The organism is Marinomonas flavescens (assembly GCF_004352835.1).
GTDB classification, from domain to species: domain Bacteria; phylum Pseudomonadota; class Gammaproteobacteria; order Pseudomonadales; family Marinomonadaceae; genus Marinomonas; species Marinomonas flavescens.
This window is the reverse complement of sequence record NZ_SJSB01000009.1, coordinates 120775-132943: the sequence shown is the minus strand read 5'-3', so window position 1 is coordinate 132943 and position 12169 is coordinate 120775. Positions and strand designations below refer to the sequence as shown.

Genomic DNA, 12169 nt, shown 5'->3' with positions numbered 1-12169 from the left:
AGCCTTATAATGGCTAGGATTGAATAAATGCATCAATTCTAGCCAGAGCTTCATTCAATCGAGATTCATCGCAAGTATAGGCAAAACGAACATATTTATGGGCGTCTTTGACCCCAAAATCCGCACCTGGCGTCAGCGCCACACCTTTCTCTTCTAATAAGCGCAAACACCAATCCATTGCATCATTGGTCACATTAGACACATCGACATAAACATAAAAGGCCCCTTGTGCTGGCGCAACAACAGGTAAACCAATACGACCCAGCCCTTCTAGCAGAGCCAAACGACGGCGATTTAATGTTTGACGGCGGACTTCACACTCTTCGAGCACGCCTGGTTTAAACGCCGAAATAGCCGCGTATTGCGCCACACTTGAAGCAGAAATAAATAGGTTTTGCGCTAATTTAGTTGCCCCTTCAATCGCCCATTCCGGAACCACAATCCACCCGAGACGCCACCCCGTCATGGCAAAATATTTAGAGAAGCTGTTTATTACAAAAATATCATCATCAATAGACAGCGCGGTAAAATCTTCTCCCTCAAAGACCAAACCTTGATAAATTTCATCAACTAATAGATGTCCACCTAGGGCATTGGTTTGTTGCCATGCCTGCGTGAGATACTCTTTACTCAACACCGCACCAGTAGGATTCGAAGGGGAAGCTAACCAAAGGCCTGAGGTGTTTTTGCCCCAATAAGAAGCCAATTTTGAGAGGTCTATTTCGAAAGCCTGCTCAGGCAACGTATCAATCAATTTGGCTTTCGCGCCAGCTTGGATTAAAAAATGACGATTGCATGGATAACATGGATCCGGCATTAAAACGTCATCACCTTCATTAACCATCAATGACGCCATCAACAATAAAGCGCCCGAAGCACCCGGCGTTACAATAATTCGCTCAGGAGCAACCGACACTTGATAGCGAGAAAGATAATGCTGACTAATTGCTCGCTTTAACTCTGGCAACCCTGTGGCTGGCGTATAACCTGTTTTGCCCTCTTCTATTGAGCGCACTCCCGCTTCATTAATATCTTGCGGAGCAACAAAATCAGGTTCACCTACTTCAAGGTGAATAACATCAAAACCTTCCACTTGTAACTGCTTCGCACGCTCCATCACCGCCATGACTTGAAACGGTGCTATTTTTTCTACTCGAGAGGCCAACTTCTGCTTAGACATATCCATTTCTCAACCTAATTCAACATTTTCATGAAAATTTGCGCAAAAATTGTGGTTTAAAGCCAATTAATCTGGTAAGTTTCCGGCCGAAAAATAAACCACCTAATTTTTATAGTTTACAGGTTACCGCAAAGGAATACCTGAGAAATGAGGCAATGCGTATGCCAAGCACGAACCCGGAATCATTAATGAAGGACTTCACACCTTACGTCGCTAAGGACGGTGAAGAATACATGAACGAGAACCAGTTGGCGCATTTCAAAAGCATCCTGCTTAACTGGAAGCAGGGTCTAATGGAAGAGGTTGACCGTACCGTTAATAACCTTAAGGAAGAAGCAGTAAACTACGCGGATCCTAATGACCGAGCTAGCCAAGAAGAAGAATTTAGCTTAGAACTACGTGCACGTGATCGTGAGCGTAAACTGGTTAAAAAGATCTCTCAAACCATCGAACGCATTAACGAAGACGATTACGGCTTCTGTGACGAATGTGGCATTGAAATCGGCATTCGCAGACTAGAAGCCCGCCCAACAGCCACTATGTGTATTGATTGTAAAACATTGGCTGAAATCAAAGAGAAACAAATCGGCGGTTAATTCGATGCTATCGAATTACCGAGGCCGTTTTGCTCCTTCGCCAACCGGCCCACTCCATCTAGGCTCGCTCGTTTCTGCACTAGCGAGCTATTTGGATGCGAAATACCATCAAGGCACTTGGGTTATTCGCATTGAAGATGTCGATGCCGTTCGTTGCCGCCCTGAATTCACCCAACAAATACTCACCACATTAAACAGCTATCAATTGATAAGCGACGAAGACATTCGCCTGCAAAGTGAACATTCAACGCTATACGAAACACATTTAACAACCCTAAAACAATCCCACAATGTCTTCCCATGCAATTGCACACGCCAATCATTAAAAGAATTCTCTGGGCTGCATCCTCACATCTGTTCAAGCGACATCACGTCACCACATTCTTGGCGATTAAAAACCAATAATGAACACTACCAATACAATGATCTGATACAAGGCGATATGGCTTTTTTTGATGATCTTAGTAACAACCATCCTATACTCAAGCGCAAAGACGGCTACTTCTCTTATCAGCTTGCTGTGGTTGTTGACGACCACTTACAAGGCATCACTCACCTTATTCGTGGCGCTGATTTAATCGAAACCACCGCCCAGCAACTTCACCTATATACTTTATTAGGATGGCAAGCGCCGCAAATAGGCCATATTCCACTGGTCGTAAATCAAGACAATGAAAAAATCAGCAAACAAAACCATGCAAAACCCATATTAAACGGCGATCTACACACTCTAAAACGAGCATTAAGTTATCTTCAGATAGAGGTTAATGAGAGCAGCAATATTAAAGAAGCACTAGCGCTTGCCATTTCTAAATGGAATCCACTTCTACTAGCAAAGCAAAAAAGCATCGCTATCACAGCAGAAGATCTGCCCTTCATATAGCACAAACACTTTCCAATAATGCCTATATCCCCCTCTGGCGGACAGCGAGCCAATGTGTATAATCGTTACATTGGTTACAAGAGGTGACATTGAAATGCATCACATAATGATAATCTGCCCAGAAGACTCCCCATTAAAGGACGCAGACCGATGGCTTTCTCGCTACGGTTTTCAAGTCAATCTGAGCCACTCCCTTGAGCAAGCAAACAAATATTATGAACTCGCCGACTTCGATCTGTTACTGATCGATCAGAGTATTTTAGCGGTATTAGAACCTGACTTATCAACATTGCAAGGAATGCCATCACGCATCGTATTAGATGCGCGCCCCAGCCTAAACACAGGTGTTAGCGCAATGTCCATGGGGGCAAAATACTACCTCCCCCTACCAACAGATTCCGAGAATCTTCTCAAACGCGTTATTGATGTATTAGAAAACACCCCCGCTCAAGAACCGCAAAATATCGCTCCCAATCCAGAGCTTGAACCGCCTTTACTGTTTGCTCGCTCCGAAAAGGAAGAAGAAGCGAACAAGCTTGGCGATACAGACAGCGGCATCATTGGTAATTGCCCTCCAATGCAAGAACTGTATAGCGATATCAGAAAAGTCGCAGGAACCGATGTTACCGTGCTGATTCGGGGTGAATCTGGGACCGGTAAAGAGCTAGTTGCTAAAGCCCTACACAATCTAAGCAAAAGACACGAAAAGCCACTCGTCAGCGTCAACTGCGCCGCCATCCCAGAGAATCTGATCGAGTCAGAACTCTTTGGGCATGAAAAAGGGGCTTTTACCGGCGCTGTCTCAGCACGAGATGGTCTTATCTTTGCTGCTGATAATGGCACCTTGTTTCTTGATGAAATAGGCGAACTGCCATTAGAAGCTCAAGCGAGGCTGCTTCGTGTACTGCAGGAAGGAGAAATTCGTCGCGTTGGGGCGGTTCAGTCTACTACGGTTAATGTGCGCCTAGTGACCGCAACACACAGAGACTTAATAGACATGGTACGCAAAGGTTATTTTCGGGAAGATTTATACTATCGGCTCTATGTTATGGAGCTGCTAATCCCGCCGTTACGAGAACGTGACGAGGACATTTCTACCATTGCTAAATTTCTTCTCGAAAAAGTTTGTAAGAAGCACAACCGCGCAGCACTCAGTTACAACAAAGAGTTTGATCGCGCGATTCGAGCCCACAACTGGCCTGGCAATGTTCGTGAATTGGAAAACGCCATTGAGCGCGCTGTTATACTAAGCCCCGTCAACAAAGTGGAAGCAGCAAATCTAAAATTAGCGCCCAATACAACGAACAGGCAGAAAAATGCCACCAGCTCTACAGATTCAAATACGGCAAACCAAATGGCGCCATCAAGCGGCACCACACTAGACGACTACTTCAAACACTTTGTGCTGACGCACCAGCACAAGATGACAGAGACGCAACTTGCACAATCTTTGGGCATATCAAGAAAAAGCTTATGGGAAAGACGTCAAAAGCTTGGCATACCCAAAAAAGTAACAACCGATAAGTAACACTTGTTACTAATTCACACAAAAACACAGAAAGATATTGTAAGAAAAGTGAACAAAAAAAGTGTAAAAACCTTATAATTCAATGGAGTATGTTTTTTGGCATAGGATATGCTCTATATAGATCACAACGATAATAAGATTGACCAAGAATAAAAATAAGTTAGTCGTCGTGTGTAAGTTCTTAACAATAAAAATAAAATATAGGAACACTGTAGCCTCTTAAAATAAAAATAAAAATTTGAGGCTATGGATAGAAAATCGCTTTGGATAATTGATTTTTTTAGATATGTAAGCCTTAGGGCGATGAAAACATTGCAATAATAAAAATAAAACTTGAGTAGAACTGCATAAGCAGCACCCACTTTGTTTTCGGAACTAGTATCTTCATGTATCCAAAGCGATTATTTTGTTTTTAATAATCGCTTCCTCCCTACGCACATCATAGTACAATCATCCAATTTGAATACTTTAATACTCGTGTAACTTCTTAGCCACACGTGTAGAATACAGTTTTCGCTAACTTAAAATTTGTCGTCTAATGTTTACAGGATTAAAATCTCTGGTACGTAAAGCCACCTCAATCTTTGCCTCACCTAAGGCTCAGACTTACCCTATTATTATCCCGCGTAGCGATCATAGCTTATCTCGCCAAAATTTAAGCCCGAACGCTGTCAAAGTACTCTATCGACTAAACAAAGCTGGCTATGATGCCTACTTAGTTGGCGGCTGTGTCCGCGATCATTTGATTGATATAGAGCCAAAAGATTTTGACGTCGTTACTAACGCTACTCCTGAAGAAGTTAATGATCTATTCTCGAACTCTCGTCTAATCGGACGCCGCTTTCGTTTAGTTCATGTTACGTTTGGAAGGGAAATTATTGAGGTATCTACTTTTAGAGCCAGCGCTGCTCACGATAGCGGTGCAAGCCAACCTCAAGAATCCTTAAAGGGCAAGGACTCAGCACGATCAGCTCATGGTATTGTGCTACGAGATAATGTTTACGGCAGCATCGAAGAAGACGCTGAACGCCGTGACTTTACCTTTAATGCTCTTTATTACAACGTAAAAGATTTTAGTATCCACGATTACTGTGGTGGCCTAGAAGATATAGCGAACAAAAAAATACGCATGATCGGTGATGCAAGAAAGCGCTATCAGGAAGACCCTGTTCGCATGCTTCGCGCTATCCGCTTTGCTGGCAAGCTTGGTTTTGACATAGAAGAATCAACCGCCGCCCCTATTAAAGAAATGGCCCATTTATTGGACCACATTCCACCAGCTCGCTTATTCGAAGAAGTTCTTAAATTACTTGGCAGCGGCAATGGCATCAAAACCTTTCATTTGCTACGTCAATACGGTTTATTCAAATACTTATTTCCAGACACTGAAGCGTTATTGGTGAGTGGCTGGAAACGTGAAGACATCAACCCCGAAGCCTTCATATTGCAGGGCTTAGAAAATACCGATAATCGACTTCAAAATGGTAAAACGACGGCGCCATATTTTTTATATGCCGTCATGTTATGGCCAAGTGTTTTGCTTCGTCATGAAGAATTTTTATCTCAAGGCATGCCTGCGACGCCAGCACTTCATCAAGCGGCTAGTATGGTGCTAGACAATCAGGTTGCTTCTACCGCTATCCCAAGACGTTTCTCTACACCAATGCGCGAAATTTGGGATATGCAGTTCCGTTTACCAAAGCGCTATGGCAAACGCGCCTTTATATTGCTTGATCATCCACGCTTTCGTGCTGCTTTTGATTTCTTACTAATCCGCGAGCTCAGCGGCACCAAACTCGACGACCTTGGTGCTTGGTGGGAATCTTTTCAGTTTGCTAACGAAAATGATCAAAGAGAACTCATCAAAAATATTGATGTACGCTCTAGCGATAAAGAAGCGGTAAAAAAACGCCGCCCTCGCCGTCGTAAGAAAAGTAATGCCCCTCAAAGAGAAACACCTACAGAGTAAAAGGGACTAGAGTGAACCTTGCTTATATTGGACTTGGTAGTAATTTAGAAGACCCAATAGCTCAAATGCACAGTGCTATTGGGCAATTGTCTGCACACCCAGATTTGACCAGTTTTCACATTTCCACACTCTACTCCAGTAAACCGGTTGGTCCTCAGGATCAGCCGGACTACGTAAATGCTGTTGCTTGCGTACAAACCCATCTAAGCCCCATCGAACTACTCGACGTATTACAAAGTATTGAACAAGCGCACCATCGCGTTCGAGAACGCCATTGGGGGCCACGTACACTCGATCTTGATTTATTGCTATATAACAATGAGACCATTGCCTTGCCTCGCCTCACTGTTCCTCATCCTCACATGCTAGAAAGAGGGTTCGTTATCCGTCCCCTTATGGATCTGGCACCAGAAATGCTCCTAACTAACGGTAACACCGTGGCAGAGCATTTACGCCAACTTGATACCAGCGACTTGGTTTCTATAGAAGAAGAATGATCTATGTATTCAAATAACTCTGAAAAAAAACTCAGCCATCCAATCTCTTTGTCTGACCTTAAAGCCATGAAGGAAAACAAAGAAAAATTCACCTGCTTAACCAGTTATGATGCGACTTTTACTCATGTCATGAACGAAGCAGGCGTTGAAACGATTTTGATTGGCGACTCTCTCGGTATGGTTATTCAGGGTCAAGAAAGCACACTACCTGTTACCATTGAAGACATGTGTTATCACACCGCGGCGGTCAAACGCGGCAACACTAACGCCTTCATATTGGCCGACATGTCCTTCATGACGTACAACTCCATCGAACACGCCCTAGAAAACGCCGGTAAGCTGATGCAGGCTGGCGCTAATATGGTGAAAATCGAAGGGGCTGCGTGGCTAAAAGACATCATTAAAGCACTCAGTAATCGTGGCATTCCCGTGTGTGCTCACCTTGGTTTAACCCCTCAGTTTGTCAATAAGCTAGGTGGCTACAAAGTACAAGGTAAAGGCCAACAAGCGGCAGACTTGTTACTGTCTGACTCACTTGCACTGGTTGAAGCCGGTGCCGATGTATTGCTTTATGAATGCATTCCAACTGAGCTAGGTAAAACCCTTACCGAGGCGGTTTCAGTACCGACAATCGGCATAGGCGCAGGCCCACATACCGATGGACAAGTCCTAGTGATGCACGACATGATCGGCGCTAACATCGGTAAACGTCCGCGCTTCGTAAAAAACTTTTTAACCGATGGTCGTAGCATTCAAGAAGCTTTCGAAGCCTACGTTTACGAAGTCAAAAACCAACAATTCCCTACGTCAGAACATGGATTTAAATCATGAAAACCTTTCACACTGTTGCCGAACTTCGCGCGGAATTAAAAAAAGAACGCCTACAAGATAAAAGCATCGCGTTCGTTCCAACCATGGGTAACTTACACGATGGGCACATGTCATTAATTCGACGTGCCGTAAAAGAAGGCGATGTGGTCGTGTCTTCTGTTTTTCTAAACCCAATGCAATTTTCTGCTAATGAAGACATTGAACGCTACCCAAAAACATTAGAAGAAGACAAAAAAGTCCTCAAAGCAAATGGCTGTCATTACTTGTTTGCCCCAGACGCAAAAGAAATGTACCCAGATGGCAAACGCAGCCAAACCCAAATTGAAGTAGTTGGTTTATCCAATATATTGTGTGGTGCTACTCGCCCCGGACATTTCGTTGGTGTTTCCACAGTTGTGACAAAATTGTTTAACATTGTTCAGCCAGACTGTGCGATATTTGGCAACAAAGACTTTCAACAACTCAAAGTCATTGAAGACATGGTGCGTGACCTAAGCTCTAACGTTCGTATCATCGGTGTCGATATTGCGCGCAACGAAGATGGCCTAGCCATGAGTTCGCGTAATGGTTACTTAACAGAAGAAGAAAGACGCATCGCTCCTGCAATGTACAAAACCTTGTTATGGGCAAAAGACGCGTTACTAGAAAACCGTGCGAGTCACGAGGACATTCGCGAACAAGCTCAACAGAAGCTTGAAACGGCTGGCTTTAAGCGTGATTATTTCGAAATCCGCGCACAAGATAATTTACAAACACCGTCAGAAGAAGAGAAGAGCTTAGTCATTTTGGCTGCGGCATACCTAGGTCATGCACGTTTAATAGATAACTTGCGTATTGAATTGGCCTAACTCATTTTAAGACCAAGGGAGATTGTAATGCATTCACCTACCCAACGTAGCGCTTGGCAAGCACTAGCAGAGCACCAAAAAGAAATCGACTCTGTTGAGATGAAGTCCTTGTTTGAACAGGACAAAAATCGCGCCGAAAAGTACACAGTACAAGCCGCTGGCTGGACACTGGATTACGCAAAAAACCGCGCGAATCAAAAAACCTTATCCTTACTAATCGACCTTGTTAAAGAAGCCGGCTTAACAACCGCCATCAAAGGCATGTTTAGTGGTGCACATATCAATAACACCGAAGATCGTTCCGTGTTGCACATAGCGCTTCGCGCAAGCCAGGCTCAAGAATCGCTCATGGTAGATGGCGTCAATGTCTTGGCAGAAGTTCGCTCAACGCTAAAACAAATGGAAAAATTTGTTGCCCAGCTGCACAGCGGCGAATGGAAAGGCTACAACGGTAAAACCATTACAGACGTGGTTTCTATCGGTATCGGCGGCTCTTACCTTGGGCCTAAAGTTGTCGCTGAAGCGCTCACCCCCTACAAAAAAGATGATATCAAAGTACACTTTGTTGCCAATATTGACGGCTCTGACATCACGGGTAAGCTTAAACAACTGAACCCTGAAACCACCGTTTTTGTGATTTCATCAAAAACTTTTGGCACTCTAGAAACCTTGTCGAACGCCAACGCCGCGCGCGACTGGTTCCTAAACAATGGCGGTTCAGAAGACACCGTTAGCCAACACTTTGCTGCTGTTAGTTCGAACGTAGAAAAGGCCGTCGCTTTCGGCATGGCAGAAGAAAACATCTTTCCTATGTGGGACTGGGTAGGCGGTCGCTACTCTCTTTGGTCTGCGATTGGTCTGCCGGTTGCGATTGCGGTTGGCATGGATAACTTCTACGCCTTGCTCGATGGCGCACATCAAATGGATGAGCATTTTCGTACAGCACCGTTTGAAGAAAATCTACCCGTCATCATGGGTGCATTGGGCGTATGGTATATCAACTTCCATAACGCACAAACTCATGCCTTGATCCCTTACGACCATTACTTACGAGCCTTACCAGCGCATATCCAACAACTGGATATGGAGAGTAATGGTAAATCGACCCTCTTAAATGGCGATGGCGTTGAAACAGACACAGGTCCAATTATCTGGGGTGGCGCTGGCACCAACGGCCAACACGCTTATCACCAGTTATTGCATCAGGGTACACGTCTTGTACCAGTGGATTTCATTGCGCCATTGGCGTCACACAATCCGATTAAAGATCATCACGCACAATTGTTTGCCAACTGCCTAAGCCAATCTCAAGCGCTAATGGTTGGTAAAACCCTTGAGCAAGCGCAGCAAGAGCTTCGTGATGCCGGCGCGACTGCCGAGCAGATCGATACCATTGCACCGCACAAGGTGATCAAAGGCAATCGTCCAAGCAATACACTTCTAACGAATAAGATGACACCAGAAACCGTCGGTGCATTGATCGCCCTTTATGAACACCGTACTTTTGTACAAGGCACAATTTGGGGTATCAACTCATTCGATCAGTGGGGCGTAGAGCTTGGTAAAGTATTGGGAACCGACATCTTCAACCGCCTTGTTAGCGACAGCGACAACAGCGCACTGGATGCGTCTACCCAAGCACTGATTAAAGCGTTCAAGAAAGCACAAAGCTAATTTAGAAGCATTGTTCCTTTCCTTTAAAGGCCTTCAACATGAAGGCCTTTTTACGTTTAAGCACTCTTCCTGCAGCACCACCCTCACCTCATAAATAGAAAAATAATTCTCTATTTCATCATTAGCCTATTTCTTCGTTTCTACTCTTCTCGCATTACTTACACCTTTTTAAATTTCAGTAAACATTGCTGATTAAGATTGAAAACACACAAGACCTAGTTGACGAAGACAACCGATAAGGATGAGAATCAATACCAATTAACGTATTGATAATAATTATCAATACTCATAACACTCTTTGGTTGAAGTCGATACTTCAACCAAAGATAAAGAGAGAGATACCTCATGTTGCTACGCTGTTTCCTTCTGGTTTCCGTTTTTTCAGGTGTTTGCCTTCCGGCTTATGCCGAGCGATTAGTTATCCCGTTGGAATTAACACCTAATGGCTTTTTACCAAAACAACTCCACATTCCAGCCAATACTCGCATACAAATTAAACTCAGCAATAAAACCAAAAAAGTAGCGGAACTCGAAAGCTACGACATGAAATTCGAAAAAATAGCGGTACCAAATGGGCATATATCTGTATTTACCGGCCCACTAAAAGCAGGGAAATATACCTTTTTTAACGACTATGCATCGAACGTAGCCGGCACTGTCATCGTTAAAAAACCATAAAGGAAACACCTTATTATGATCGCGGTTTTACTCATTGTGTTCAGAGAAGTCCTCGAGGCTGGACTGATTATTTCCATCGTCGCGGCAGCATGTAAAGGGCTCAATATTCGTATTCAAGTACTTAGCGGCATTATCCTTGGCCTACTCGGTGCTGTGCTGCTGGCGAAATTTACCAGCTTAGTAGAGTCATCGTTATCTGGTTACGGGCAAGAAATATTCACCGCCTCAATTTTATTAATCGCAACGCTTATGCTGGCTTGGCAAAATATTTGGATGTCGGTAAAAGGGCGTGAAATAGCGGAAAAAACCAAACAGGAAATGCAAGTAATGTTGCTGGATAACAAAGGCAGCTTTGCTATCGTCATTGTTATCGCCATTGCGGTATTACGAGAAGGGTCTGAAGTTGTACTCTTTTTATACAGCCTTTTCCTCTCTTCTAGCCTTACCGAAAATTCCATGTTGCTTGGTGGTTTACTTGGCACCGCTTTAGGCGTGCTAGTCACCTACTCCCTGTACCGAGGCATCGTCATGATCCCTCTGCGCTACATCTTTTCTTCCAGCAACTTCATTTTATCGTTAATCGCGGCCGGCTTATCCAGCCAAGCCGTCGGCATACTTGCGAACATTGGATTTTTACCTCAACTCGGTTCGCAAGTTTGGAACAGCTCATTTTTATTATCCAGCAACGGTTGGGCTGGTGTACTAGCTCACTCCGTTGTTGGCTATACAGCGACCCCTATGGGGATTCAAATACTAACGTGGTGCGTCGTTTTATTGGCCATTTCAATAACCACTCAGCGACTTAAACAGAACCACCTCAACAATCAGGAAACTCAACATGCACTCAACACGTAACATGAAAAAAGCACTTTCTATAACGGCTGTATTGTGTAGCGCCGCACTCATGAGCCAATATGCAAGCGCTCGTGAATACCCAGTTGGCGGACCTATCCATAAAGATGGCATGGAGATCGCTTCGTCTTATTTGCTGAATATTGAAACCAGTCCGGCGCCAAGTTCAATGATAATGGGCAAAGATGTGGTGCATCTTGAATCCGATGTACACGCGACTCAAGACAACAAATGGGGATTCCCTAACGGTGCTTGGATTCCATACATGAGTATCGACTATGTGGTTACGAAAGTGGGTGACCCAAGCTTTATGGAATATGGCCAAATGCTACCAATGACCGCCGCAGATGGCCCTCATTACGCGCACTCCGTACAATTAAAAGGCAAAGGCACCTACATCGCCCATCTTCAATACACAGCACCAGACGAAAAAGACTTCTTGCACCACGTAGACAAAGCCACCGGCGTACCGTCTTGGTTCAAACCATTTAAAGTCGATTTCAAATTCAAATACCCACAGTCTTAACTGCTTCCTAAATAAAGCTCTATAAACAAAAACACCAGCCGTTGCTGGTGTTTTTGTTTAGCCTGTTCACTTGACGCTACTCTATTTAGATAACATCTAGCCTAAAT

Annotated in this window: 12 protein-coding genes; 11 read left to right on the top strand and 1 reads right to left on the bottom strand. The window is 44.1% G+C overall.

Features of this window, described 5'->3' with window-relative positions; translation table 11 throughout:
• Positions 1–13: 13 nt before the first annotated feature.
• Positions 14–1186, bottom strand: a complete 1173-nt coding sequence (locus E0D70_RS11210) for an aminotransferase class I/II-fold pyridoxal phosphate-dependent enzyme (protein ID WP_338068574.1) — start codon at positions 1184–1186, stop codon at positions 14–16.
• Between the two features lie 155 nt (positions 1187–1341).
• Here E0D70_RS11210 and dksA point away from each other — a divergent pair, with 155 nt between their 5' ends.
• The 11 genes from dksA (at position 1342) to E0D70_RS11155 (ending at position 12062) form a co-directional block, all read left to right on the top strand.
• Complete coding sequence (gene dksA / locus E0D70_RS11205; protein ID WP_133012378.1) at positions 1342–1776, top strand: RNA polymerase-binding protein DksA; 435 nt, start codon at positions 1342–1344, stop codon at positions 1774–1776.
• Between the two features lie 4 nt (positions 1777–1780).
• Complete coding sequence (gene gluQRS / locus E0D70_RS11200) at positions 1781–2659, top strand: tRNA glutamyl-Q(34) synthetase GluQRS (RefSeq protein ID WP_133012377.1); 879 nt, start codon at positions 1781–1783, stop codon at positions 2657–2659.
• A 94-nt stretch (positions 2660–2753) separates the two neighbouring features.
• On the top strand, positions 2754–4187 hold the full coding sequence (locus E0D70_RS11195) for a sigma-54-dependent transcriptional regulator (RefSeq protein ID WP_133012376.1): 1434 nt from the start codon (positions 2754–2756) through the stop codon (positions 4185–4187).
• 538 nt (positions 4188–4725) lie between these two features.
• Positions 4726–6156 (top strand): polynucleotide adenylyltransferase PcnB, encoded by a 1431-nt coding sequence (gene pcnB / locus E0D70_RS11190; RefSeq protein WP_133012375.1) that lies wholly within the window; start codon positions 4726–4728, stop codon positions 6154–6156.
• 11 nt (positions 6157–6167) lie between these two features.
• Positions 6168–6653 carry a 2-amino-4-hydroxy-6-hydroxymethyldihydropteridine diphosphokinase gene (gene folK, locus E0D70_RS11185; protein ID WP_133012374.1) on the top strand — a complete coding sequence of 162 codons (486 nt, stop codon included), beginning with the start codon at positions 6168–6170 and terminating at the stop codon, positions 6651–6653.
• A gap of 3 nt (positions 6654–6656) precedes the next feature.
• Positions 6657–7484 (top strand): 3-methyl-2-oxobutanoate hydroxymethyltransferase, encoded by an 828-nt coding sequence (panB, locus tag E0D70_RS11180; RefSeq protein WP_133012373.1) that lies wholly within the window; start codon positions 6657–6659, stop codon positions 7482–7484.
• Entirely contained in the window at positions 7481–8332 is an 852-nt protein-coding gene (panC, locus tag E0D70_RS11175) for a pantoate--beta-alanine ligase (RefSeq protein ID WP_133012372.1), read from the top strand. The genes panB and panC overlap by 4 nt, the downstream gene beginning before the upstream one ends.
• A gap of 27 nt (positions 8333–8359) precedes the next feature.
• Positions 8360–10006, top strand: a complete 1647-nt coding sequence (gene pgi / locus E0D70_RS11170) for a glucose-6-phosphate isomerase (RefSeq protein ID WP_133012371.1) — start codon at positions 8360–8362, stop codon at positions 10004–10006.
• A gap of 345 nt (positions 10007–10351) precedes the next feature.
• Entirely contained in the window at positions 10352–10684 is a 333-nt protein-coding gene (locus E0D70_RS11165; protein WP_133012370.1) for a cupredoxin domain-containing protein, read from the top strand.
• A gap of 15 nt (positions 10685–10699) precedes the next feature.
• Positions 10700–11539: an FTR1 family iron permease gene (locus E0D70_RS11160; RefSeq protein ID WP_133012369.1), complete on the top strand. Its 840-nt coding sequence runs from the start codon at positions 10700–10702 to the stop codon at positions 11537–11539.
• The gene (locus E0D70_RS11155) at positions 11523–12062 is read left to right on the top strand and encodes an iron transporter (protein ID WP_207923247.1); all 540 of its coding nucleotides are present in this window, start codon (positions 11523–11525) and stop codon (positions 12060–12062) included. The genes E0D70_RS11160 and E0D70_RS11155 overlap by 17 nt, the downstream gene beginning before the upstream one ends.
• Positions 12063–12169: the final 107 nt, after the last annotated feature.

Excerpts from the sequence above, each read along its gene's own strand:
- E0D70_RS11210 (WP_338068574.1), bottom strand. The coding sequence starts at position 1,186 with ATGGATATGTCTAAGCAGAAGTTGGCCTCTCGAGTAGAAAAAATAGCA.
- dksA (WP_133012378.1), top strand. The coding sequence starts at position 1,342 with ATGCCAAGCACGAACCCGGAATCATTAATGAAGGACTTCACACCTTAC.
- gluQRS (WP_133012377.1), top strand. The coding sequence starts at position 1,781 with ATGCTATCGAATTACCGAGGCCGTTTTGCTCCTTCGCCAACCGGCCCA.
- E0D70_RS11195 (WP_133012376.1), top strand. The coding sequence starts at position 2,754 with ATGCATCACATAATGATAATCTGCCCAGAAGACTCCCCATTAAAGGAC.
- pcnB (WP_133012375.1), top strand. The coding sequence starts at position 4,726 with ATGTTTACAGGATTAAAATCTCTGGTACGTAAAGCCACCTCAATCTTT.
- panB (WP_133012373.1), top strand. The coding sequence starts at position 6,657 with ATGTATTCAAATAACTCTGAAAAAAAACTCAGCCATCCAATCTCTTTG.
- panC (WP_133012372.1), top strand. The coding sequence starts at position 7,481 with ATGAAAACCTTTCACACTGTTGCCGAACTTCGCGCGGAATTAAAAAAA.
- pgi (WP_133012371.1), top strand. The coding sequence starts at position 8,360 with ATGCATTCACCTACCCAACGTAGCGCTTGGCAAGCACTAGCAGAGCAC.
- E0D70_RS11165 (WP_133012370.1), top strand. The coding sequence starts at position 10,352 with ATGTTGCTACGCTGTTTCCTTCTGGTTTCCGTTTTTTCAGGTGTTTGC.
- E0D70_RS11160 (WP_133012369.1), top strand. The coding sequence starts at position 10,700 with ATGATCGCGGTTTTACTCATTGTGTTCAGAGAAGTCCTCGAGGCTGGA.
- E0D70_RS11155 (WP_207923247.1), top strand. The coding sequence starts at position 11,523 with ATGCACTCAACACGTAACATGAAAAAAGCACTTTCTATAACGGCTGTA.